Source organism: Lactiplantibacillus plajomi, assembly GCF_005405405.1.
GTDB lineage: Bacteria > Bacillota > Bacilli > Lactobacillales > Lactobacillaceae > Lactiplantibacillus > Lactiplantibacillus plajomi.
On record NZ_BJDZ01000004.1, the window covers coordinates 36,530 to 58,749 of the forward strand.

A 22,220-nucleotide genomic window follows, 5' to 3' on the forward strand; every position below is an offset into this window, starting at 1 on the left:
ACGTGAAACAGGAAGGTTGGATGAAGTTATGGCGTTATCGTATCAGGCACTGTTAACGGCGGTACCGGTAGTTTTGAAAGCGGGCAACGTCCCGAACATTGTCGGCGAGGCCGGTATCGGTAAGTCGGCCCTGGTGGCGGACGTAGCGCAACAGTTACACGCAAAGTTGTTTACGACCGTCGTCAGTCTGTCCGAAAAGGGGGATTTAGCGATTCCGGTGCCCCCGCTAACTAGCGAATCGTTTGTCCAAACGGATGCGTACGGGAGCTTGGCGGACGTTCAGTTCGGTTACGCCCATACGTTGATCGAAATTATTCAGTACGCGGAGGCCCACCCGGAACAACCAATCTTGTGGTTTTTAGACGAATTTAACCGCGGGAGTCAGGCGGTGCAAAGCGAACTGATGAACTTGGTGTTGCAACGAACGATCAATACCTTGAAACTGCCGGCACAGGTCCAACTGATTTTGGCCGAAAATCCGGATGCTAGTATGACCGGCTTTGAAAGTAGTACTTACGGGGTGGTTGCCGGCGATAACGCCATTAAGGACCGCACCGTGCGGCTGGTGATGCGCAGTGATGCCGCCGACTGGTTACGCTGGGCGGCGACGACTGATTCGCAGCGGCAACGGCCCCGGATTCACCCGTTAGTACAACGGTTTATTAGTGAGGACGTGACCCGTTTGAACCAGGCCGACCCGCAGGAAGACCTGGTCGCCACCCCGCGGGCTTGGGAACGGGTCTCGGCGAACCTTTATCAGTTGGAACAACTGCCACCGGTAACCCGGGAAACGGTGGCATTGGACATCTTTCAGGGCGACGTCGGCGCCGACTTAGGGCGGAGCTTTGAAACCTTCTTGGAACAACAGGCGATTCATTTGACGCCCCAGGAGCTGTATACGAGTCAACCGGTCGGGGCGGTCGTACCGGCACCGATCCTGAAACAATTTCAAGTGATGAGTGAGGTGCAAAAGGCCCAAGTACTACGGAGCTGTTTGCAGTTAACGCGCGATTACCCGTTGACCGATGAACGGAACGCCGGTCGCTTCCTACAATTGATGCAGACCCTTAGTCAAGACGGCCAATTTGCACTGGTCCAGACGATTGGGCAGAACCGCGAGTTATTAAAGCAGCTATACACGGTCAACGTGGCCAAGCAACAACCCTACGTAACGGCGTTGTACCAATATTTACAACAAGTCGCTAGTTGGTCGAACCAGTAAGCTAGAAAGGAGTGGTCGCGATGATTAATCACGCGGCGGAATACGCACAGTGGCGGCAAGCCACACTGACAACGCGGAGCGGGGACGTGACCGCCGGCTTGACGATGGTGACGCGAGCCGTTATTGATTTGTTAGCACGCGACCAGTTTTACGGGGAGTTACTGACTCGGCTGCCACGGGAGTTGGCGGTCAACCAAACGGCGCCGTTTGCGCTCGCTTGGCGCGATAATCGGCTGGTCTTAAAGTTGGCCCCGAACGCGATCGCAGCGGCCTTTCCCCGCTTTGACAGCTTGCAGGCGGGGTTGAAACACGTGGCGTTGCACGTTGTTTGGCAACACCCGCTCCGCTACCGTCAGCGGGTGTTGCGCCAACCCGAATTAGTACGGTTGGCGACTGATTTGGCCGTTAACCAGTACGTTACGGGGTTACCGGCGGGGATGACCGGTCTGGCGACGGTGCAACCGTTAGTGGCGACCCGCCTACCATTAAAGGCCGATTCGGGGACCTATTTGAAATTGTTACAACGGCAACAAACGTCCCCGCAGCCCTCGCAAGCCGGAAAAGCGCCGCAACCATCGGACAAGCAGCAGTCCCAAGTGAGTACGGGGCACCAACCGCTCAGCGTTATCGACGACCCGCAACCGTGGGCCGAACAGGCGGGGGGGCTAACGAACCCAAACTTGGCGGCCAGCCGGACCACCCAACTGACCCACGATGCCTGGGCGGCGACTAACGAAGCCGGCCGCGGCCTGGTTGCGGGAAAGGTGGTTGCAACGCTGAAACGGCAAAGTACGCCGGCTCAAATCGACTGGCGCCAGTGGTTAGTTCGCGGGTTGGGCCGTCAACCAGCGGGTAAACGCCCGTCGCGGGCCCGCTTTAACCGCCGTCAGCCGGCCCGGATGGAGTTGCCGGGGCAGGTCAGTGACCAGCGCCTGGATCTTCAAGTTTATGTGGATAATTCCGGATCGATCAGTGACCAGACGTTACGGGCGTTGTTGGCCCAGGTGGCCGCCCTAACGCGGTTGGTGGCTAGCACCATTACCGTTAAGCCGTTTGACGCAATCGTCCAACCGGGGCAACGCTACCAAGCACAATTACCGCAGCAGGTACGCTTTAACCGTCGCGGTGGTGGTGGCACCGTTTATCAAAGTATCTTTGACGACTTGGCTGCCGAACACCGGACCAACGCGACGACGCTAGCACTGATTCTAACTGACGGCCGGGGGGAACGCACCGTGGCTTGCCACCACTTCACCAACGTGATTTGGCTACTCGCCAAGCCGAGTGACCAGTTGTCGGTTCAGCCGGTCGTTGGTCGGGTCGTGCATCTAAATGGAGGGGACGCGGATGGGTGAACCGTTAAAGCCACGGGATATGCAGTCGCTACTAACGCACGACCGGCGTTACCAGCGGGCGGCCGCCGTGCTGAATGACCAGTGGCAACTAATCATAGCTGACGAAGACTTGCCGTACCGCCAGCAGATTACGGCCGATGACCTGCAATTCGCCCAGGCGTTGTTGCGCAGTCAGACGCTCACTAGTCGTTGGGACTTTGAAAGTTACGCCGGGGTGCAACAAATTTGTCAGCACTTTGGTAGTCAGTTGAGTCCGGCCGCCCAGCGGTGGTTGGTGCGACCGTACTTATAATTCATGTGAAATCGACAAAAAGAAGCCGTGACGTGCGTCACGGCTTCTTTTTGCGTCTCCTTGGTTTTAAATCAGGCTTTTAAGAAAGCGAGCCAAACTTGTTGCTGCTGGGCAACGTCGATTTGACTACCAAGTCGCAGCCGGGTTTGTAACCCAATGCGGGCGTCCAGTAAGCTTTGGGCCAGCGCCATACTAGATTGCTGGGTGGTGACTTGCTGGCTGGCTTGACCTTTTAAAATCGCCGCGGCGATCAAGGTCAGGTAGTCGTCGTAGAACCAGGTAACGGCGCGCTGGACGTCGGCATCGCTGGCACCAAATTCTGCAACGGCGTTCGCCATCAAGTCGCCTTGCGGTTGCGCGTCAGTTTTCAAACCGCGGCTAAAGAGCATGCCCAGGACGGTCAGGGCGGATTCACCGGCCCGTTCGAGTTTTTGCATGTTGCGGGCGCAGGCCGTTAACGTCTGTTGGTGGTAGCGGGATAACGCTTTTAAATAGAGGGTATGTTTATCGCCCAGTGCATTATAGAGACTTTGCTTTTTGACACCACTGGTCGTGACGATGTCGTCCATCGACGTGTGGTAGTAACCCTGTTTCCAAAACAGGTGCATGATTTTTTCAACGACCTGGTCGTCATTGAAGGTTTTTTTAGCAGGCAAGAAACGCCCTCCTTTCAAGTTGAAGTGGTGTTGTCAGTATACCATACCGCGCGAGCCGGTCGGATTGGGGCAACGGATTGCACGACTTACGGGGTTACTAGCGAATTTTAATGTTCTAAAAGATGAACATAATATGATTTAATTTTAGCACGCTGAATTGCGCTAAAGATAATTATTTTTTATATAGTAGTGCTTGATATAACAAGCTTATGTTATTTTGATGATGTAATATGATATTTTAATTATTGCCAAAATCACGAAATTTTTATCTCATCTAAATTTAATTTAAATATAATGAATGAAAGTAGTTTTATTAATCGGTGCAAGCGCTTTGCATTCTTCACAAACTCCGAGATAACGGAATCCCTTATTTATAAACTGATTGGAACAGGTTAAACTGATGCAGTTCGCAAACTCAAAAATTATAAAATTCTCATAGCCACGTTAAAATAAGTTTGCCCATAGATAATTAACCCCTCGAATCAATTGACAGGGCTTTCAATTCCGTGTTATATTCTCGTTGCTGATAGGGCAGGACACTATTGGTAACCAAGAATGAAAGGTCGGCAAGGGAGTTTTGAACCAATTAGGGAGTGATCGGATGCGCTGGCAGCTCAGTTTAATAAGCGGGGTTTTCTGGCTACTGGGACCGTTGCTAACGACCGTGCGAGCGGACGTCCAGACGGGTCATTACCAGCTCGTCGTCGAAACGGCGGGTCGGGGTAGTGGTACGCCGGCAGCACCCGGACCACTCAACGGGGTGCTACCACAGTTAAATGCTGCGCAGCAGTGGTGGCTACTCCTGTTAGGCTTGGTCGGATTTACTTTGTTGATTTTTCTAACAATCATCTGTTGGCGTCATCGTCAAACAATAAAGGAGCAACCAAAATGAAAAAAACCATCGGAACTTTAATTGCTGGAGTCACTTTAATGGCCGGATTACCACTGGCTGCCCAGGCTGCGGATGTCACTAAGGATACGCAGGCTGAAGTTGAATTGACTCAGGACGAAACTAACAAGGATATTGAGTTAACGCAAGTTCCCGGCGTGAACCTTGGGAGCCACATTAACAAGAATGAAACGACGACTTATACGGCCGACACGATCGACGGTGCCATTAAGGTCACGAACCCTGGTAACACTGACGGGTGGAAGGTTCAAGTTCAAGGTACCGACTTTAGTGACGGTTCCAAGACGTTACGGGGGGCCAAATTAACATTCGCAAACGGGCAAACGACTGCGGATGATACGCAAAACGCGTCCGAATTACCAACGAGTCCAACGGTTACAATTAACAATCAGAACCAAACCATCGTGACGGCGGCCGTAAACGAAGGGATCGGGCTGTTTACGACCACCCACACGACCGATAACGTGTCACTGTTAGTACCTGCCGGGAACGCGGCTGGTGCTTACCAATCGACCTTAACTTGGACGCTCAGTAACGCCCCAAGCTAAGCCGAGTCGCTAAAAGACTGAGGTGGCAGCATGACTAAGGGAATCTTTCGCACGGGCCGGTTAGTGTTGACGACACTTGCATTGATACTGATTGGGACTCCCGTCGTTAGTCAGGCGGCGCGCCGGTCACAAGTGCAGGTCAACCTGACACCGACGGATGATAATACGGCTGTTCAACCAGTCGACCCGGATCAACCGGGTCAGCCGTATCCGGGTGATTCAGCGGATCCGGATAACGTCACCGGTACCGGTTCGACCGATACGTTAAGTATTGATTATGTTAGTAACTTAAAGTTTAGTGCTACGGCTGCTAACGGTCCGTTAGAACTGGCCGCCCGTAATCAGCGGGCGATGATTCAAATTACGGACCGGCGTGGAACGGGCGCCGGCTGGACCTTACAGGTCACACCTAGCCCGTTACGCAGTGCGCAAACGACGTTGTCGACAACGCTCACGCTTGGCTCAATCCAACTCCAAGCTGGTAGTGGCAACGTTAGTGCGGCGCCGCAAATCGTCAACACCGGACCGCTAATGCCGGGTGTGGCGAATAACGTGGCGGTCGCTAACGCCAACGCGGGTCTCGGAACTTGGTTATTTATTTTTAATCGCGGCGCCACCCCCACGACGCTCAAAATCAATAACCGCCAGCTAACCACTGGCAACTATACCGGGACGTTAGCGTGGTCGTTAACTAACGCACCCCACTAAGCATGATGATCAACGCACGAGCTGCCGGCGATTTTTTACCGGCGGCTCTGTTACATAGTCCACTGTGGACAAACTGTTGAAAGGGAAGGAATGGCTCATGAAAAAAATAATTTGGCAAGTAATGTTGGTAGTGGGGTTGTTCGTTAGTGGGCTAGCGATCACCGCTAGTGCGGATAATCTTAATTACACGGTTAAAGCGGAGCTACCTTCCAACCAGGTCAATCAGGACGTCTCCTACTTCGATCTGAAAGTGAAACCCGGCCAACGTCAAAATTTAACCGTTACCATTACGAACAACGACAAGCGTGACCACCAGTACACGGTTTCACCTAACTTAGCGGTGACCAACGATAACGGGGTCATCGACTATAGCCAGTCCAAGGCCAAGGCAGATTCATCGTTAAAATTCAACGTTAAGTCGGCGTTATCGGGTAAACAAACCGTGACGGTCGCGGCGAAGTCGAGTAAGCGGGTCACCGTCAAGCTGACGGTGCCGGCAAAACGGTTCAGTGGGACGGCACTGGGCGGCATTAACGTGGTCCAAGCGAAGACTAGCCAACGTAAGAAGCAAAGCGGTATGGCAATCGATAACCAGTACGCCTACGTTTTAGGCGTACAGTTACGTGAGAACGTAACGAGTAAGTCAAAACCGCGGATGAAGTTGCACCAAATTAAAGCGGCCCAGTTAAACTACCGGAATTACGTGACGGCTAACTTGCAAAACGACCAGCCCGCGATTATGCATAATTTGAAGATCAATAGTTACATTACGAAACGCGGCGGGAAAAAGCAGTTAATGGTCACTAAAAAGGACAACTTGGCGATGGCACCAAACAGTAACTTCAACTTCGCGATGGGTGATGGCGAAGCGCCACTTAAAGCTGGTAAGTACACCTTACACTTAAAGGCCAAGGCCGATGAGGGTCATTGGCAGTTTACCCGCGACTTTACCATTAGTAGTAAGGACGCGGATCAGTTGAACGAGACGGCGGTCGGCGATCAGGCCCAACCGAACTACTTCTGGTGGTTCGTGGCTCTCGGTGTGATCATCATTGCGTTGCTGGCCGTTGTCATCTGGTTGGTATTGAAAAATAAGTGTCGGCAGGACGATTAATGATTGAGGAAAGGAGTGGTCAGCGTGCGTAAGTGGAAGAAGGGACTCGTACTAGCAGTGGTAGTGGGCCTCGGTTTATGGGGTGGGGCCCTCCGCAGCTCAGCCGCCGATGACGGTGACGCCATGTCACTCGCGACCGCGCCGTCCGGGTTAGATCAGCTGGACAAGATTTTTACCGTCCCGTCCGTGTTTAGCAACGGTAGTACCAACAAGGCTAAAATCTCGGACGTGACAAACGCTGCGGCACCGAACACCCAGGCCGTGGAACTGGTTAATGCAAAAAATCAGGTAGCGGGCGTCTGGTCCAACGATGCGAACCGCTTTAACTTAAATGAAGACACTACCTTAAAGGCCTGGGTTTATTTAGGTAGTCAAAGTAGTGCTTCTAAGGCGGGCGCCGGGATGACGTTCGTGTTGCAAAACGACGCAAACGGGGTCAGCGCGGCGGCGCAAGTTAATCCATCTAAAATTTTGGCGGAAACGATGGCGACCTGGGGTGTGGATTCCGACAACAAGCAGCAGGACCCGCAAGTGATTGCTGGCACCGCGATTCAAAATAGTTGGGCGTTGGAATTTGACACTTACGCGCATAAGGAAACGTCATACGGCAACGCGGGGAATGGCTTGTCCTTTGATAAGGGGATTAAGACCCAGCATATGGCGACCGGCTATCCGGGCAACGCGGCCACGTATGCTAGCCAATCCGTAAAGAGTTGGGATTTAACGGGGGTTTTATTGGGAACCCGGTATTACTTTAGCCAAAATCATACTAACTTAGTCGACGGGCTGGCACTAGGTAACGGCAAGTGGCACCACCTGGTTTTGGACTGGCACGCAGCCAGCCGGACGATGACCTACACGTTTGATGACGTTAATCCGGACGGGAGCGAAAATACCGCCGGCTTCACTAAGAGCGAAGTCATTGATACCAGTCAGTTCCACAGCGCGGACGGACTCGTACGCTGGGGGTTCATGGCGGCCACTGGGAGCAACAGTAGTAGCAACATGGTCGTGATTGAAAGTGCCCCGAACATGGTCAAAGCCGCTGCCAGCGTTAAGGTGACCGACACAACCAAGAACCGGGTCGTCAATGCTGGTGACAAGGTCAAGGCCAAGCACGGGTTGCAGTACGACTACACGGTTAATTATCAGGGCGGTAGTCAGGACTGGAATAACGTGAAGGCTGACCTGAAATTACCGGAAAACGTGACCTTTAAAACCGCTGCGATTCAATACGCCGACGGTTCGAAGCAAATTTTAACCGCGCCGGAAGCGGGAGCCAAAGAAGTTAGTTATCAATTGGGAAAGGCGTTGTACGCGACCAACGCAACGGCAACAATTACGTTGACCGGGACGGCTGACGACGTCAAAATTAATAGTAATACCACCACGACGACCAGTACGTTTAAGAATAAGACCTTCTCAACGACTGCCGATTCGCCAGACTACGTGATTACCGTCGATCAACCAATTTCACTGTACATCATGAAGTCGAATTACCCAGTCAATAAGGGTGAGGACGTCAAGGTCAGTGGGTTGGTGATTGCGGAAGACTCTGAGCAGTTAAAAAATAGTAGCATTACGGTTCACCCGACGCTTAATGGGGAAAAACTAGCTAGTTTTCAAATGAGTGATGACGATGAATCGGGGTACTACGCGTTAACGATTAAAGCGGACCAGCTGAAGGTTGGTAAAAATACGCTGACGCTGTGGGCGGCCGATATGGATGACAACGAGTCCCCAGAAGCCAGCGCCACGATCACGGTTAGCGGCGGTGAACTCGGGTTCAAGAGCGTGGCGGCGACCAGCCGTTTTCAACCGATTACGCTCGACGGTAAGGCCCAGGAAACTGGCCGCCAAGATGATTGGCAAGTCGTCGTTAGTGATGAACGCGGTAAGGGCTCGAACTGGCAATTACAGGCCAAGGTGGGCGACTTTACCGACGCAGCCGGCAAAAAATTGCCCGGCCAATTACTGTTCAAGCAGGCCGGTGAAACGACCGTTCTGAATGATCAGGGAACGGTGATCGACCAGCACGAAACGACCAGTGATACCGACGAATACGACGTCACTAAGGATTGGTCTGATCAAACTGGCCTGTTTTATAAGTCCAACGCGGCGGCGACCCCCGGCAACTACGGTGGCAAAATTACCTGGACGTTGACCAACGCGCCGAGTTAAAGTGACCGCAATGACTTTTGGGTTAACGGATGAGTAAAAAAATATGGTTACCGGTTTTGGCCGGTAACCATATTTTTGATGGCCACTGACAATTAGCGGTTCGGCCACTTTTGAAAAATGACGAACCAGCGGTACAATGGCAAGGGACGGCCTTGCTTTTGCAATGACCGCCGAAAATAGAGAGAGTAGTGAGTATTGATGAAAACGCGGCTGTATACGCCCAACGTGAAACTGGTCTTAGTTGCCAGCTTTTTCTTTTTAATGAGTCCGATGCTGATCAACCCGGTGATTGCGGGGTTTGTTCGTGAAATCGGGGCGAGTTCGGTTTTTGCGGGGGTCATCGCTGGCTTAACCAACCTGACGTCGCTGGTGTTACGACCGCTGGCGGGTAACTTGACGGACCGGGTGTCCAAGTACCACCTAACGCTAATCGGTGGGTGCCTATTACTAGCCGCCAGTCTGGGTTATAGTTTAACGACCAACGTTGCACTGATTACGGCGTTTCGGGTCTTGAACGGGGTCGGCTACACCCTATGTTCCGTTTGCATGGCGACTTGGATGGCCAGCTTGTTATCACCCGACCGCATTGGTTCCGGGATGGGGATTTACGGGCTGGCCAATGCGCTGGGGATGGCCTGTGGTCCGGCAATTAGCGTGTTCTTGTACCAACATGATAGTTACCAAAGTGTGTTTTGGTTAGCGGCCGTTTGCAGCGGACTCCTAGTTTTGATGATTCAGTTCGTTACTGACCGCGGCGTGCCGGTAAAACGGCCGGAGCGGCCGGCCGGGGCACCGCACCGGATTCGAATCGTGCAACCGAAAGTGTTACCGGTAGCGGCAATTTTGTTACTGTTTTCCTTGCCGTACTTTGCGACCCAGACTTACATTGTGACTTACGTTGCGGCCCGCCACTTCCACGTTGCCGCCGGGTTATTTTTCCCGGTGTACGCGGTGATTTTACTCGTCTTGCGCCTGGTTTTACGCGACTTGTTTGACCGAGTCCCGTTTCGCCGGTTTGTCTGGATTTGCCTGATATTCAACGTGATCGGTCTGTTAGGACTGACCGACATGACGAACTGGGTCATGATGGCGATTGCCGCCCTCGGGTTGGCGGCCGGTTACGGCTTAATGTTCTCGATTTGTCAGGCCAAGGCGATGATGTTGGTGCCGGAAGCCGACCATGGCTTGGCCAACAGTACCTTTTACATTGGGGTCGACCTGGGAATGTCACTGGGACCGATTATCGGTGGGATTATCAGCAGTGCGTTACCGATGGGCTGGTTCTATCCGGTGATGCTGGGGCTGACGGTACCGTTGATTGTGGTGGTTTACTTAGCGAACCGCCGGACGTTAGCTTAATAAAAAGTAAAACGACGAGCGCTCAACCTGATTGTTAGGTTGGGCGCTCGCCGTTTTAGTTAGTAATTAAATTAAGCTTGTTGGTCAGCGTGCGCAATGGCTGCTTGACCCAGTAAGTTCAAGTAGTTGAATGGCCGGTCGTAGATTGGTTGGAAGAACATGTCGACGAAGCCGAGGTCGTCGATCGTGTTTTCGTTTTGAATCATGATCGAGATGGCGTTAGCGGATTGCGAAACGTCGTGTTCACTCATGAACTGCGCACCCAGAATGACGCGGGTTTCGGGGTTGTAAACTAACTTCATCAGCACCGGTTTCGTGGTTGGCATGAATTCTGGCCGGTAGTTGTCTTCAAACGTCACGGCTTCGGCCGGGACGTTTTCTGCCGCGGCGTGTTCGACCGTCATTCCGGAAGAAACGATGGTTTTGCCGAATAACATTAAGCCGGAAGTGGCCTGGGTACCCATGTACTTACGGGTTGGCTTGAAAATGTTCAGCCCAACCAGGGTCCCCTGGCGAACGGCGTTGGTGGCCAACGGAATGTAGGCATCGCTGTGGGTCGGGTTGTAGTGAACGGCCACGGAATCACCGGCACCGTAAATGTCCGGGTCGGAAGTCTGCATGTAGTCGTTGGTCTTGATTGACCCGTTCTTGTTCATGTCGACCTTTCCCTTTAAGAGCCCGGTGTTTGGCCGGAAACCAACGCACATAATTGCCATGTCGGCGGTGTAGCTGCCCTTATCGGTCGTTACGGTGACTTCTTTACCGTCGTCGCTAAAGCCTTTGACCATTTGTCCGAGTGCTAACTTGATGCCGTGGTTAACGAAGTCCTGTTCGATCTTGTCGGTAAATTCGGCGTCCAGGTACTTGTTTAAAATTCGCGGTAACCCGTCGATCAAGGTCACGTCCTTACCTTGTTGTTGGTAAGCCTCAACGAGTTCAGTCCCGATGTAACCACCACCGATAACGATGACCCGCTTAGCTGGCTTGGCCGCTTCCCATAATTTTTGAGCGTGACCCCAGTTCTTGCACAGGTAGACGTTCGGGCTATCAATACCGTCGATTGGCGGGATAACGGGCCATGAACCGGTCGTCATCACTAACTTATCGTAGTGGTCGGTTTTAACTTCACCGCTTTGCAAGTCGGTTACCGTTACTTGGTGTTTGTCCGTGTCAATGTCGGTTACGTCGTGTTGCATCCGGACCGTGGCGCCGAGTTCGGCTAGTTTTTCCGGACTGGAGTAGAAGAGGCCTTGAGGATCGGCGATTTCGCCGCCTAGGTACAGGGCAATCCCACAGGAGAGAAACGAGACGTTATCGTTCCGTTCGTAAACCGTGATTTCGGTACTTGGATCAGACGCTAAGATTTGATTAACGGCGGCGGTGCCGGCGTGGGTACAACCAATAACAATAACTTTCATGCAAAACAGCTCCCTTTAATGTGTTAGTTTTCACAAAAACGATTGTGTATCATGCTTTCGATAACAATTTCATTGTACTAGATTAAAAAGAAAACGCAACCATTTTTGGCGAAAAAAGGGGACTTTTTCACTAATCAAACGATAACTAACCGCGTCATTAAGGCGATTCGCGTACAATAAGCGGGCCTAAAGTCAATGATATCAGGCATTAATCATTAAACATTACAATTTTTATAAGAAAAAAGTTCTGGCAAAAATAAGTTCTCACAAACAAAAAAACTGGGTGGCAACGTCCTAATGGTTAATTAGGAAATTGTCACCCAGTGCTAGATGTCTTAACGCTGATACTGATAAGTTTGTTGGTTCAGTCGCTGGAACCCTAACGCGGTTAAAATCTCAGCGGTCGGGTCATCGACGTGCTGCACCGTTAACGTTGTCAGCTTCAGTTCGGCGGTTCCGAACGCGACGAGCCGTTGGTAGAGTTCTTGCAACGTGACGGCCGTTTGATAATCGGGGCACACGCTGACTTGTAAGGTTGCTTGGTGCGTCGTCATATCGATTGGGTCGAAACCGACCTGACCAACGAAGGCGTCACTGGTGCGGTCACTGACGCCCCAAACGAGTTTTTGATTACGGAAAATGGCGCGCATCGTTTGGTTGATGGTCGTGGCCACCGCCGTAATCGGGACGGGGACGTTAGCGTTGTTGGCGTAGAGCCGTTGCACGTCAATTGCCCGGGCCTTTGTGAGCCAATCTAACGCGTAGTGTGGCGTTAAGATTGGGTGATACTTTTCAAATTGTGCCATACTAACTTCCTTTACGTAGGGTTACCAGATTTTGACCCGCTTTTCAGGGGCGAGGTACATGGCGTCACCGGGTTGAATGGCGAAGGTCGAGTAAAAGTCGTCCAGGTTTTGTGGCTGAACGTTGGCCCGTAACTTAGCTGGCGCGTGAACGTCAATTGATAGTAAGAGTTGCATGTACTGCTTGGTGGCTTTCATCCGCCAGATCATTGCCCAGTTGGTGAAGAAGGCGTGCAGGTCAACGTCACTTTCGCCCTTGGCCGCTTCTTCGGCACAACTCAAACCACCGGCATCGGCGATGTTTTCAGAAACGGTCAGGGTCCCGTTGACCTTGGCACCGGCGAAGTCAATGCCGTCGAATTCGGTAATCATTGATTTGGCTAATTCCTTAAAGTGGGCGGAATCGGCTTCGGTCCACCAGTTGTTCAGATTTCCGAATTCATCGAACAGGGCACCGTTGTTATCGAAAGCGTGCGAAATTTCGTGGGCAATTACCGCACCGATGCCACCGTAGTTCGCGCTGGAAGACTGTTTCAGACTGTAAAACGGTGCTTGTAAAATCGCCGCCGGGAACACGATGATGTTCATGAACGGGTGGTAATAAGCGTTGACCGTGTCGGCACTCATTTCCCAACGGGTCCGGTCGGTCGGTTGGTTCCACTTGGCGAACATGTCCTTGCGGGCGATGCGCCCGAAGTTTAAGACGTTACTGAGGACGCTGCCGCCTTCTTCGGCGGTGTGGGTCTTGAATTGTTTGTAAACCGGTTCGAGTTGGTCGGGGTAGCCGACTTGAATCCCGAGGTGGTTCAGTTTGGTGACCGCTTTTTCACGGGTGGCAGCACTCAGCCAGTCGTTAGCTTCCAACCGGCGTTTGTAAACGTCAATCATCTTTTCGACCATGTGGTGAACGTCGGCTTTGGCAGCTTCCCCGAAGTATTTGTGGCCGTAATATAAGCCTACAACTTGGTCAAAGGTGTTGGCAGCTAAGTAGTAAGCACTTTTAGCCCGACTACGCGGCTGCTTTTGCCCGGACAACGTCCGTGAGTAAGTGGTTGCTAGCGTCCGCATGTCGTCACTGAGGTAGGCGCTCAGCCGTTGAACCAGCTTGGTCTTCATCCAGTTCTTCATGATGGTGAAGTTATCAGGATTAACGACTTCGTTGAAGTGGTCGAAGTAGGCCGGTTCCGGCAAAATAACGGTGGTTGGGTCACCGTCGATTACGGCGTAGGTGATGGCGGCTAAGTCCAAGTAACGACTATCGTTAGTGAACTGCTTGAAGTCGCGCGGATTGTACATCTTACTGTAATCGGCGGCTTCTTCGGAACTCTTGACCCACGGCACGATCAAGCGGTCGAATTTCAACGCGTCGTCAACGGTTTGTTGCGCATCGGCGTCGTCGTAACCGGCCTTTTGGAACAGCTCGGTCATCATTTTCGCGTAAACGGCTAATAGCTTAGGCCCCGCTTGATTGCCTTCATCATAGTAGGTTTTGTCCGGTAAGATCGTGTTGGGTGCCTGGGCGAAAAGGGTGTTGACCTTGGTGTTCTTCATGTCAGCGTCGACGTCCAAGCTGAATGGTAATGGCAAGCCATCGTAAATCCAATCCGGCATCCGCGTTTGTAAATCCGCTAAGTCGGACAGGCTATCGATTTGCTTGAGGCACGACTGGAGTGGTTGGGCTTCCGCAGCGTCGCGTTGCTTGAAATCCTTAGTTAAACGGTAAAATTTAATGAACTCGGCTAACTGCGGATTGTCGATTGCAACGTCGCCCGCGGCCATTGCATCGAAATCGTGCATCAACGTCTTTTCAATTGTGTCGACTAAGTCCATGAAGCCCCCGGTTGACGCGTGGTCATCGGGGATTTCGGCGGTCTTGAGCCAGTCACCGTTGACGGCGTCGTACAGGTCTTCCTTCACTGCTGCTTGATTAATGGTTGCCATTAAATCCACTCCTTAATAAATTATCGAATACTAATTTTATTATACCCTAGACGCTTGGTGGGGACACGTTTTGACCTTGTGGAATAATGCCGGTACTGATAAAAAGTGAAAAAATCGCAGGCAAATAGTTATCATCGTGTATGGCATATGGAGTGCAATATGATTATGAAAAGACTGAAAATGATGCCTCATAAAGTTGTTAGTGCAAAAATCAATCCGCGCATTGATCCGGAAATTAAAGAACGGGCGCAGAAACAATTAGCGCAGCACGGTTTAACGATGTCCGAATTTATGCGAGTTATGGTAACGACCATTGCTAATCAGGGCTTACAGCGGTATTACGGTTTCCCCAATGAACAGGTGATTAAATCAGTTAACGAAGTTAAGGATGATTTGGCTGGGACTAAGCCCTTAGAAGGTGCGGGTGATAAAGCCACGCTGGAGAAATTATTAAATGAGTAGACTGACACCGACGACTCAGTCTTTGCGTCAGCTCTCGACAATGTTTATTTAGTTGCAATTGGCAGGCATACTGATTTGTTTTGAATCCAAGAAATAAATTGCCCCTTCAGAATTAGACGAAACCGTCAATTTTGAAGGGGCGTTCAATTTAATTCATTCGTGGCGGAAATCGCCTGACTTTAGTTGGGGGATGGTTGACTGAGTAAGCGTTATTGGTCATGCGAAGGTTGACGCTATTAGGCACATTAACTAATTATTTGTGAGTGTTTTTTAACAATATAACTAGCCAAGACACAGATTTTTGGATAGTATCCACGCTTTTTTGACTTAAAAAAGAATCGTTAAACTTTGGGTCATTAAAGCTTTTCAAATGTATGAGATATTTTAGAGATGCCAAGTTATAATATGCACTATTAAGAAAGAGAGTAGGCGAATAGGCCTGAAGAAGATTACGACAATGCTTTTGTTAACAGTGATGGCTGGCCTTTTTGCCATTAATTTTAACGAAGTTTCAGCGGCAGCCGCTAACACTGAGACTAATGGAACTCAGATGTTTTACGAACCTGGTGGCAATCCCGATTTAATTAGTGATTTAGTTAGTTACTTGAAAAACGGAGATTATCTAAATGGTCCCGGAAATGGTTAGCTTTTGTCCTTGGGAGGGGTTATATGAAAATAGTAAAAGGTGTCATAACTTCCTATCTACACGGGATATTGATTTACGTATTAGTATTTTACCTAGTGTCCGCCAATCCGGACGGTACGTTGCCATTGAGGTGGAACGTGCTTAATGCAATTTGGACGATTTCATTTCTATTTTTTTATCCAGTTTTAAGACTACGGTTACTAAAGCGAACAACATTGAGTGTCCATATGACGTCACTTACAACTAAAGCATTGAGTTTTAATAACGAAAGTAATCATAATACTTCAAAGTTGTATCATGATTCAATCAATCCAGTCATGAATAAACTTGACTTGAAGGGACATAGTAACAATCGGGATGACGGCTTTAGTTTGATTGTTGATTTTTTATTCAATGGGGTTCTTATTCTAATTTCGATCCCAGCTGGCTTATTTTTTAGTTTGAGAAGACTGTTTAAGTATTTTATTTCTAAAGTACATTAGATTTTTACATATGAGATATTTACTTTCGATAGATTATTCCGTACAAAGTGAATTCGTGTAAGGTAATCGCTGAACTCGCTGTGATTGTCTTTTTATTTGCAGCAAGTTATGACGGGCTTACCACAATAAAAAAATACTAAGTTTAGCAGCATAGAAGCACCCCGTTGGATAACTGCTATGCCGCTAAGCTTAGTACTTTTACTACTGTTCAAATGAATTAATGGTTACACAAGATCCTTTATCCGCCCTAAAATCCCCTTAAAGTTGGTAGATGAATCATCGTTTTTCATCTGTCAACCTTAGGGGGCTATCGTAAGTATGTTTTGGAAGAAAATTATTCCGTTAATAACAACTGATCCGCATCGTTAATTTGAATCACTTTACCGGCTTTCTGGGTAATAAGGCCGAGTTGCTCAAAGCGGGTCAGCTTGCGGCTAATCGTTTCGGGCGTCGTCCCGAGGAAGGTTGCGAGATCCTTTTTCTTAAGCGGTAATTTGAAAGTATTGGTGTTCAACGAGGCGGCCGTTTCGGTGAGGTAGTTGGCGAGCCGGGCTTCAACCGATTCGGTAGCGGTACTGGTCGTTTGTCGTTCCAACTGCGTTAGTCGTTTGCCGAAAACGTTCAGGACGTTAATGCTGATACTTGGGTATTGTTGCATCAAGTTCTGGAAGTCTTCGCGGCGAATGCTGCAAACGTCGGTGGGAACCAGCGCTTCACCAAAGGATGTTCGCCGCTGATTTTCGAAGAGGGCGGCCTCACCGTCGATTTCACCGGACTGTAATAGGTAGAGTAATTGCTCACGACCGTTGGCAGCCAGCTGATAAACCTTGACCTGACCGGCGGAAACAATCATTAACTGGTCGAGCGGATCGTCGGCGCTAAAAATCGTTTCGCCGGCTTGGTAATGGTGGTGGCGAACGATTGATTCGATGGTATCAAGTTGTGGTTCGGCAAGTTCCTGAAAAATTGGGACGAGTTGCACACATTCGTGGATTGCCATAAAAAAGACCTCCTTAAAGGATTTCACTAATAGGATAGCAGATTTAACGTTAAAATAACGGTTTGCGGTTTATTTTTCTATACCTTGTAGTTTACTCGAAAAACTTTTTTGATTTCTTGACGGCCGTCAATTTTTTAACCCCGGTTTCTCGTTATGATAGAACCATCAAATGAAGCAATGGAGGTTATTAATTATGAAAAGTATTATGAAATTAGGAACGTTGACTTGCCCATCTTGCATGACCAAGATTGAAAAGGCCGTGGCGAACCACGACGGCGTTGAAGACGTAAAAGTGTTATTTAACGCAAGTAAGGTTAAAGCTAATTTTGATCCCGAGGTAACCAACGCCGATGAATTATCGGACATTGTTACTGGTTTAGGTTACGAAGTCGAAAGCGTTAAGGTTAAGTAGGAGGAATTTAGTAATGAGCGAATTAACAATCGAAGAACAATACCAAGCAGAATTAAAGCAAAGTGACATTGACCACCACGTCCCAACGGCCGGTGCCATGACCAATCACATTTTATCGAACTTAATGGTGGCGTACGTCAAGTTGGGCCAAGCTAAGTGGTACGTTAAGGGCCCGCAATCCTTTAACTTACGGGGCGAATTCCAACGGCTGTTGGACCAAAACGTCCGTCAGTTCGCGGAATTAGGTGACTTATTGTTGGACGAAAACCAAAAACCTTCCTCAACGACGGCCGAATTGATCAAGTATTCAATGTTGGAAGAAAACGGTGCGTTCAAGTACCAGGACGCCGCAACGACGGTAGCCGCAATCGTTAAGGATTACGATACGGAAAACTTATTCGTCGACCGGGCAATCAAGTTAGCTGAAAAGGAAGAACGACCAGCCTTAGCCGCTTGGTTGGCGGATTACCGCGGTAGTAACAACCGCAACATCCGTGAATTACAAGCCTACCTAGGTAACGACGCCCGGACCGGCTTAGATGAAGAAGACGACGATGACGACGAGGATTAATCACCTCCGTCAGTGATTCCCAATCTGGAACCACCCGCGACCGTGCTGTGTGGGCACGCGGTTGCGGGTGGTTCTTTGTGTTTCGGTGAAGCCTGCGCTATACTAACGACAATTAGAAATGGGGGCTGACCGATGTCAATTAGTACCATTATCATGTGGACGCTGGTCTTCATCATCGCGACCGGTTTCGTCACAATTGTTTCGACGGCGGTGCTGTTAAAACGGGCGAAGAAACGCCCGCAGGACCCAAAGCAGTCGGATAACGACGATGACTGGCATAAAGACGATTGGAACCAGGATGACTGGAAAAAGGGCGACTGGAAAGACTAGCCTGAATAATTCAGAAGGAAATCGTTATGGATAAGCAAAATTTTGACGTTACTAAACTCAGTGCCAAGGCGCAGGCGAAACTAGAAGAAATTCGCCAACAGCATCAGTTAGCGACCTTGGCGGAAGCGGCACAGTACTTACTGACCGTGACTAAAGCAAAATAATATAATATTGGATTAGCGCTACTAAAATAGTCCTCTTAAGGCTGACAGCTGAAAAACGATAATTATCTGTTAACTTTAAGGGGATTTTACTGTGCTTAGAACGCGGCTGGAATTTGTCAACATAATCGAAGCTGGGATTTACTATTTCGATTACGTTGGTCCTACGATATAAAAAGGGCCTCACCGCAAAATAATTTTACGATGAAGCCGCTTAAGAACCGTCCAAAAATCAGCTTATTTTTGGATTGGTACCCATAGTGGGTGGTTATTATTTAGTTATATCAGATTATTTACCCTGATTTTGTAAGTGAATAATGGGAAAGATGTCATCAGTTAAGCGGTCGCCGGCTCAAATTTAACCGTCAATTTTTGATTAGTGGCGTCAGCAATTTCATTTAACACGTTAATAGAAACATTCATTTTACCACTTTCAATTCTGGCGATAGTCGATTGTGGTTTCTTAACTAGTTGAGCAAACTCTCGTTGACTCATGCCAAGCCTGTCACGGAGATTACGAACTTCAACCGCGACCTGTAACTGTTGGTTTTCTTCTTGATATTTCTGAGCAAAATTGGCACTCAGTTGACTACGTTTAGCAATGTATTCATCAATCTTACTCATGATGGCATCTCCCTTCATAAATGTCACGCCGACGTAGGCCCTTCTTAATTTCACGTTGAGGTGTTTTTTCGGCCTTTTTCGGAAATCCGTGCGTAATAATGTACTTATTATTTTCCCATTGAAAATATATTGCCCGCTGAATATTGGAGGCTTGTTTAGACCGGATTTCATAAAGATTTGGCGCTAACTTTTTGACCCACTTTTGGCGTTTAGCAATCGTTAATCCTTGCTCGTCAATATTATTAATAACTGCTAGTAATTTAGCAGCATCTTTATCCGGTAAACGGTCTAAATAAGTCGTAAATTCATTCCAGTCATAATAATCGAACACTACTACTTTCATATTGTTGATGATAGCAGGTTGGCTATCAGAATTCAATTATTTGCGCTGTTTCATTATAAAAGAAAAAGCACCACCATAATGGTTAAGGCGGCGCCAAAAGTTAGCTGAACCCGCCTAATTCTGTAAGATGAATAACTCAAGCCCAGGCTTATGCATCCTGTACCGTCAGTACTTCCCGGCACTCCAAATTTGAGCGCACGCGCGTCACTTAGTTTTTAACAGTAAATCGAGGGCGTGTTCAAGCTCACTGGGGTCGGGCGTTGACGCGTCATCAACGCAATTATTAATGTTACGCGCGATAACTAGCTTCATTGCCTTATCGACGCTGGATTTAACGGCTGAGAGTTGAACCAGCACGTCTTCACACGAGCGTCCCGCTTCCATCATCCGTAAAACCGCGTCAAGTTGGCCAGCGGAACGCTTTAGCCGGCTCGTGATTTGTTTGCTGGTTACGTAGCCCGAATCGGTGGTCGTCATGTTAATCAACCAGGGCTTTCTTCAATTCGGCTTCAAACGCTGGCTTGGGCCGCGCGCCAACGAGGTGGTTGACGACCTGGCCGTCTTTTTTGATCAAGAAGGTCGGGATTCCCTGAACTTGAAATTGGCTGGCGATTTGCTGATCGTTATCGACGTTCAACGAAACAAAGTTGACCCGGTCCTTGTAGGCGGGGTCTTCTGAAAGTGATTTTAAAATCGGGTCCATCATCCGGCATGGCGGGCACCAGTCGGCCCGAAAGTCGACAACGGCGACGCCTGTATCGGTTTCTTTAGCAAAGTCTTGATCGTGAATTTCTTTAATCATGGTAAGTTCCTCCTGTAAGTTAATGAATAATTTAAATATACCCCCATAGGTATATTGGTGCAACTATTTTGCTCGTGGTTCGGTTAACTTCCGAACAATCCGAATCAATAAAAGGATAGTGTACAAACGTGGTATCTTTTGGGTGTGGGCAAAAAAGTCCGCGATTATCTTTAACGAGGAGGCATCGGCATGCGGAAAATTTGGCAATGGTTATTGACGGCCATTGTGGGCATGACCTTTATATTGATTAGTCCACCCCTTCTTAGTCAAGCACGGGAAATCACCCAGGCAACCGGCTTGGATGAGGCGAGTGCCGTGATTCAGGATGCGGATGGCAACATTTTATCGCACGACGCGGTGTTACCCGAAAGCTCGGAGTACACCGTAAATTATAAGTGGGCCATTCCGAACGGGGTTTTGGTGTTCAGTGGTGATACGATGACCGTGCAGGTTCCAACTAACGTAAAAATCCCGGCGGATGACCGCTTCACAATGACAAATACGTCCAGTGGTAAATCTATCGGGACGTTCTTCATTGCGGCGGGGTCGCACACCGGGACGGTGACGTTAAATAGCACGTTTACTTTTTATCCGTTAAACCGGCAGGGGTATATTCACTTAGCAGTTACGGGGACGGAACCGAATGTCCCGGACCCAATTCCGGATGTCCCGATTACAGTGTCTAAAACTGCGGCGTGGGCGGATTCAACGACCCAAACGCACATTAATTGGGGGATCGACATTGCGGCCAACGGGAACGTTTTAACTAGTCCGGTCATTACCGATACGTTGAGCGTTAACCAGACGTACGTGCCGGACAGTGCGAAGCTAACCGATGAATACGGCAACGTCGTTTCAGTTGAGCCGACAATCAGTGGCTCGGTACTTACTTTTAATATTAACGGTTCGTTCGTTAATCAATTGAAGTTAACTTACCAGACGACGACCAATGAGCCGGCCGGAACCGCGGTGTTTAAGAACCAGGCCGATTATAAGGACAGTGCTGGCAACAGTGGTTCGGCTAGTGCGACCATAGAACGCATTGACTCAACGCCGGACGGGTCCAATGAGAACGATACGCCGACAACGACGCCGGAACAGCCGGGCACGACCGAACCGGAGCAGCCGGGTACGACTGAACCGGAAGAACCGGGAACCACTGAACCGGAGCAGCCGGGCACGACCGAACCAGAAGCACCTAGCACGACTGAACCAGAGCAGCCGGGTACGACTGAACCGGAGCAGCCGGGTACGACCGAACCAGAAGTACCTAGTACAACTGAACCGGAGCAACCGGGTACGACTGAACCAGAAGAACCGGGAACGACGGAGCCAGAACAGCCAAGTACGACCGAACCGGAAGAACCAGGAACGACTGAACCAGAACAGCCTGGTACAACTGAACCGGAAGTGCCTAGCACGACTGAACCAGAGCAGCCAGGAACAACTGAACCAGAAAATGATCAGCCAAGTGGTCCCGTGCAATCTGGTTCTGACGGGACGGAAGGCAGCGCTGGCAGTCAACCGGCCCCGGCTGGTACGACCAGTGGCACCGGTACTGCACCAACGGCTCCCGCTGAGCCATCTACTCAACCCGGTGGTGCACCAGGAACGTTACCGCTAACGCCAGTGTTTGAAAGTGGAACGGGCAGTCAGACGCCGGCGCCAGCTAGCGGGATTCAAGCACCACTACCGGTCAACGCAACGGCCGCGTTACTAGCGCCGACCGGCCAGAACGGGCAAACGCCAGCAACGTTGCCACAAACGAATGAACAGGCGACCAAGTCATTGGTTTGGATCGGCTTAGCAGTCCTCGGACTAACCGTAGCGGGTTGTTTGATCCGACGGCGGCGTAGCTAACCAGTCATGAGCTAAAAAAA

General features: G+C 49.8%; 25 protein-coding genes. 16 read left to right on the forward strand and 9 right to left on the reverse strand.

What is annotated here, in order from left to right; translation table 11 throughout:
• The first annotated feature begins 28 nt into the window (after positions 1-28).
• From FFM82_RS02085 to FFM82_RS02095, 3 genes are read left to right on the forward strand one after another with little or no spacing between them, the layout of a single operon-like run.
• Positions 29-1,222, forward strand: coding sequence for a P-loop NTPase family protein (locus FFM82_RS02085; RefSeq protein ID WP_137644215.1), 1,194 nt, complete (start codon positions 29-31; stop codon positions 1,220-1,222).
• 20 nt (positions 1,223-1,242) lie between these two features.
• On the forward strand, positions 1,243-2,577 hold the full coding sequence (locus FFM82_RS02090; protein WP_137644216.1) for a vWA domain-containing protein: 1,335 nt from the start codon (positions 1,243-1,245) through the stop codon (positions 2,575-2,577).
• Positions 2,570-2,869: a hypothetical protein gene (locus FFM82_RS02095; protein ID WP_137644217.1), complete on the forward strand. Its 300-nt coding sequence runs from the start codon at positions 2,570-2,572 to the stop codon at positions 2,867-2,869. Before FFM82_RS02090 ends, FFM82_RS02095 begins: the two co-directional genes overlap by 8 nt.
• Positions 2,870-2,940: 71 nt before the next feature.
• On the opposite strand, the gene FFM82_RS02100 is transcribed toward FFM82_RS02095, so the two are convergent.
• The gene (locus FFM82_RS02100; RefSeq protein WP_137644218.1) at positions 2,941-3,525 is read right to left on the reverse strand and encodes a TetR/AcrR family transcriptional regulator; all 585 of its coding nucleotides are present in this window, start codon (positions 3,523-3,525) and stop codon (positions 2,941-2,943) included.
• A 601-nt stretch (positions 3,526-4,126) separates the two neighbouring features.
• Between FFM82_RS02100 and FFM82_RS02105 the strand changes: the two genes are divergently transcribed.
• From FFM82_RS02105 to FFM82_RS02130, 6 genes are all read left to right on the forward strand, one after another.
• Complete coding sequence (locus tag FFM82_RS02105) at positions 4,127-4,417, forward strand: cell surface protein (RefSeq protein ID WP_137644219.1); 291 nt, start codon at positions 4,127-4,129, stop codon at positions 4,415-4,417.
• The gene (locus FFM82_RS02110) at positions 4,414-4,983 is read left to right on the forward strand and encodes a WxL domain-containing protein (protein WP_137644220.1); all 570 of its coding nucleotides are present in this window, start codon (positions 4,414-4,416) and stop codon (positions 4,981-4,983) included. Before FFM82_RS02105 ends, FFM82_RS02110 begins: the two co-directional genes overlap by 4 nt.
• A 30-nt stretch (positions 4,984-5,013) precedes the next feature.
• Positions 5,014-5,691, forward strand: coding sequence for a WxL domain-containing protein (locus FFM82_RS02115; RefSeq protein ID WP_137644221.1), 678 nt, complete (start codon positions 5,014-5,016; stop codon positions 5,689-5,691).
• A gap of 97 nt (positions 5,692-5,788) precedes the next feature.
• Positions 5,789-6,805 carry a WxLIP family cell surface protein gene (locus FFM82_RS02120; protein WP_137644222.1) on the forward strand — a complete coding sequence of 339 codons (1,017 nt, stop codon included), beginning with the start codon at positions 5,789-5,791 and terminating at the stop codon, positions 6,803-6,805.
• Positions 6,806-6,829: 24 nt separating this feature from the next.
• Positions 6,830-8,986 carry a cell surface protein gene (locus tag FFM82_RS02125; RefSeq protein ID WP_137644223.1) on the forward strand — a complete coding sequence of 719 codons (2,157 nt, stop codon included), beginning with the start codon at positions 6,830-6,832 and terminating at the stop codon, positions 8,984-8,986.
• A gap of 198 nt (positions 8,987-9,184) precedes the next feature.
• The gene (locus tag FFM82_RS02130) at positions 9,185-10,345 is read left to right on the forward strand and encodes an MFS transporter (protein WP_170178176.1); all 1,161 of its coding nucleotides are present in this window, start codon (positions 9,185-9,187) and stop codon (positions 10,343-10,345) included.
• A 71-nt stretch (positions 10,346-10,416) separates the two neighbouring features.
• Here FFM82_RS02130 and FFM82_RS02135 read toward each other — a convergent pair whose 3' ends face one another.
• The 3 genes from FFM82_RS02135 to FFM82_RS02145 all read right to left on the reverse strand — a co-directional run bounded on the left by FFM82_RS02135 (position 10,417) and on the right by FFM82_RS02145 (position 14,507).
• Positions 10,417-11,763 carry an FAD-dependent oxidoreductase gene (locus FFM82_RS02135; protein ID WP_137644225.1) on the reverse strand — a complete coding sequence of 449 codons (1,347 nt, stop codon included), beginning with the start codon at positions 11,761-11,763 and terminating at the stop codon, positions 10,417-10,419.
• Between the two features lie 335 nt (positions 11,764-12,098).
• Complete coding sequence (locus FFM82_RS02140) at positions 12,099-12,569, reverse strand: GNAT family N-acetyltransferase (protein WP_137644226.1); 471 nt, start codon at positions 12,567-12,569, stop codon at positions 12,099-12,101.
• Between the two features lie 21 nt (positions 12,570-12,590).
• Positions 12,591-14,507, reverse strand: coding sequence for a M13 family metallopeptidase (locus FFM82_RS02145; protein ID WP_137644227.1), 1,917 nt, complete (start codon positions 14,505-14,507; stop codon positions 12,591-12,593).
• 165 nt (positions 14,508-14,672) lie between these two features.
• Between FFM82_RS02145 and FFM82_RS02150 the strand changes: the two genes are divergently transcribed.
• Both FFM82_RS02150 and FFM82_RS02155 read left to right on the forward strand, forming a co-directional pair.
• The gene (locus FFM82_RS02150; RefSeq protein WP_225425583.1) at positions 14,673-14,969 is read left to right on the forward strand and encodes a type II toxin-antitoxin system RelB/DinJ family antitoxin; all 297 of its coding nucleotides are present in this window, start codon (positions 14,673-14,675) and stop codon (positions 14,967-14,969) included.
• 457 nt (positions 14,970-15,426) lie between these two features.
• Positions 15,427-15,615, forward strand: coding sequence for a hypothetical protein (locus FFM82_RS02155; RefSeq protein ID WP_137644229.1), 189 nt, complete (start codon positions 15,427-15,429; stop codon positions 15,613-15,615).
• 816 nt (positions 15,616-16,431) lie between these two features.
• On the opposite strand, the gene FFM82_RS02160 is transcribed toward FFM82_RS02155, so the two are convergent.
• Positions 16,432-17,097, reverse strand: a complete 666-nt coding sequence (locus tag FFM82_RS02160) for a Crp/Fnr family transcriptional regulator (RefSeq protein WP_137644230.1) — start codon at positions 17,095-17,097, stop codon at positions 16,432-16,434.
• Between the two features lie 193 nt (positions 17,098-17,290).
• Between FFM82_RS02160 and FFM82_RS02165 the strand changes: the two genes are divergently transcribed.
• The 4 genes from FFM82_RS02165 (at position 17,291) to FFM82_RS13495 (ending at position 18,574) form a co-directional block, all read left to right on the forward strand.
• Complete coding sequence (locus FFM82_RS02165) at positions 17,291-17,509, forward strand: heavy-metal-associated domain-containing protein (RefSeq protein ID WP_170178178.1); 219 nt, start codon at positions 17,291-17,293, stop codon at positions 17,507-17,509.
• A gap of 13 nt (positions 17,510-17,522) precedes the next feature.
• On the forward strand, positions 17,523-18,080 hold the full coding sequence (locus FFM82_RS02170) for a Dps family protein (RefSeq protein ID WP_137644232.1): 558 nt from the start codon (positions 17,523-17,525) through the stop codon (positions 18,078-18,080).
• A 132-nt stretch (positions 18,081-18,212) separates the two neighbouring features.
• Positions 18,213-18,410, forward strand: a complete 198-nt coding sequence (locus FFM82_RS02175; RefSeq protein ID WP_137644233.1) for a hypothetical protein — start codon at positions 18,213-18,215, stop codon at positions 18,408-18,410.
• 26 nt (positions 18,411-18,436) lie between these two features.
• Positions 18,437-18,574, forward strand: a complete 138-nt coding sequence (locus tag FFM82_RS13495) for a hypothetical protein (protein ID WP_170178179.1) — start codon at positions 18,437-18,439, stop codon at positions 18,572-18,574.
• A gap of 333 nt (positions 18,575-18,907) precedes the next feature.
• Here the strand turns inward: FFM82_RS13495 and FFM82_RS02180 are convergent, their stop codons facing one another.
• The 4 genes from FFM82_RS02180 to FFM82_RS02195 form a co-directional block, all read right to left on the reverse strand.
• Positions 18,908-19,195 carry a helix-turn-helix domain-containing protein gene (locus FFM82_RS02180; protein WP_137644234.1) on the reverse strand — a complete coding sequence of 96 codons (288 nt, stop codon included), beginning with the start codon at positions 19,193-19,195 and terminating at the stop codon, positions 18,908-18,910.
• Positions 19,188-19,538, reverse strand: coding sequence for a type II toxin-antitoxin system RelE/ParE family toxin (locus tag FFM82_RS02185; RefSeq protein ID WP_137644306.1), 351 nt, complete (start codon positions 19,536-19,538; stop codon positions 19,188-19,190). The genes FFM82_RS02180 and FFM82_RS02185 overlap by 8 nt, the downstream gene beginning before the upstream one ends.
• A gap of 204 nt (positions 19,539-19,742) precedes the next feature.
• A complete protein-coding gene (locus tag FFM82_RS02190) occupies positions 19,743-20,015 on the reverse strand; it encodes a metal-sensitive transcriptional regulator (protein ID WP_137644235.1) in 273 nt (90 codons plus the stop codon).
• Position 20,016: 1 nt separating this feature from the next.
• A complete protein-coding gene (locus tag FFM82_RS02195; protein WP_137644236.1) occupies positions 20,017-20,340 on the reverse strand; it encodes a thioredoxin family protein in 324 nt (107 codons plus the stop codon).
• 189 nt (positions 20,341-20,529) lie between these two features.
• On the opposite strand from FFM82_RS02195, the gene FFM82_RS02200 reads away from it, so the two are divergent.
• On the forward strand, positions 20,530-22,200 hold the full coding sequence (locus FFM82_RS02200) for an Ig-like domain-containing protein (protein ID WP_137644237.1): 1,671 nt from the start codon (positions 20,530-20,532) through the stop codon (positions 22,198-22,200).
• Positions 22,201-22,220: the final 20 nt, after the last annotated feature.

Bases quoted from the DNA above. Each gene is read 5' to 3' on its own strand.
- FFM82_RS02085 (WP_137644215.1), top strand. From the start codon at position 29: ATGGCGTTATCGTATCAGGCACTGTTAACGGCGGTACCGGTAGTTTTG.
- FFM82_RS02090 (WP_137644216.1), top strand. From the start codon at position 1,243: ATGATTAATCACGCGGCGGAATACGCACAGTGGCGGCAAGCCACACTG.
- FFM82_RS02095 (WP_137644217.1), top strand. From the start codon at position 2,570: ATGGGTGAACCGTTAAAGCCACGGGATATGCAGTCGCTACTAACGCAC.
- FFM82_RS02105 (WP_137644219.1), top strand. From the start codon at position 4,127: ATGCGCTGGCAGCTCAGTTTAATAAGCGGGGTTTTCTGGCTACTGGGA.
- FFM82_RS02110 (WP_137644220.1), top strand. From the start codon at position 4,414: ATGAAAAAAACCATCGGAACTTTAATTGCTGGAGTCACTTTAATGGCC.
- FFM82_RS02115 (WP_137644221.1), top strand. From the start codon at position 5,014: ATGACTAAGGGAATCTTTCGCACGGGCCGGTTAGTGTTGACGACACTT.
- FFM82_RS02120 (WP_137644222.1), top strand. From the start codon at position 5,789: ATGAAAAAAATAATTTGGCAAGTAATGTTGGTAGTGGGGTTGTTCGTT.
- FFM82_RS02130 (WP_170178176.1), top strand. From the start codon at position 9,185: ATGAAAACGCGGCTGTATACGCCCAACGTGAAACTGGTCTTAGTTGCC.
- FFM82_RS02135 (WP_137644225.1), bottom strand. From the start codon at position 11,763: ATGAAAGTTATTGTTATTGGTTGTACCCACGCCGGCACCGCCGCCGTT.
- FFM82_RS02140 (WP_137644226.1), bottom strand. From the start codon at position 12,569: ATGGCACAATTTGAAAAGTATCACCCAATCTTAACGCCACACTACGCG.
- FFM82_RS02145 (WP_137644227.1), bottom strand. From the start codon at position 14,507: ATGGCAACCATTAATCAAGCAGCAGTGAAGGAAGACCTGTACGACGCC.
- FFM82_RS02150 (WP_225425583.1), top strand. From the start codon at position 14,673: ATGAAAAGACTGAAAATGATGCCTCATAAAGTTGTTAGTGCAAAAATC.
- FFM82_RS02155 (WP_137644229.1), top strand. From the start codon at position 15,427: ATGCTTTTGTTAACAGTGATGGCTGGCCTTTTTGCCATTAATTTTAAC.
- FFM82_RS02160 (WP_137644230.1), bottom strand. From the start codon at position 17,097: ATGGCAATCCACGAATGTGTGCAACTCGTCCCAATTTTTCAGGAACTT.
- FFM82_RS02165 (WP_170178178.1), top strand. From the start codon at position 17,291: ATGAAAAGTATTATGAAATTAGGAACGTTGACTTGCCCATCTTGCATG.
- FFM82_RS02170 (WP_137644232.1), top strand. From the start codon at position 17,523: ATGAGCGAATTAACAATCGAAGAACAATACCAAGCAGAATTAAAGCAA.
- FFM82_RS02175 (WP_137644233.1), top strand. From the start codon at position 18,213: ATGTCAATTAGTACCATTATCATGTGGACGCTGGTCTTCATCATCGCG.
- FFM82_RS13495 (WP_170178179.1), top strand. From the start codon at position 18,437: ATGGATAAGCAAAATTTTGACGTTACTAAACTCAGTGCCAAGGCGCAG.
- FFM82_RS02180 (WP_137644234.1), bottom strand. From the start codon at position 19,195: ATGAGTAAGATTGATGAATACATTGCTAAACGTAGTCAACTGAGTGCC.
- FFM82_RS02185 (WP_137644306.1), bottom strand. From the start codon at position 19,538: ATGAAAGTAGTAGTGTTCGATTATTATGACTGGAATGAATTTACGACT.
- FFM82_RS02190 (WP_137644235.1), bottom strand. From the start codon at position 20,015: ATGACGACCACCGATTCGGGCTACGTAACCAGCAAACAAATCACGAGC.
- FFM82_RS02195 (WP_137644236.1), bottom strand. From the start codon at position 20,340: ATGATTAAAGAAATTCACGATCAAGACTTTGCTAAAGAAACCGATACA.
- FFM82_RS02200 (WP_137644237.1), top strand. From the start codon at position 20,530: ATGCGGAAAATTTGGCAATGGTTATTGACGGCCATTGTGGGCATGACC.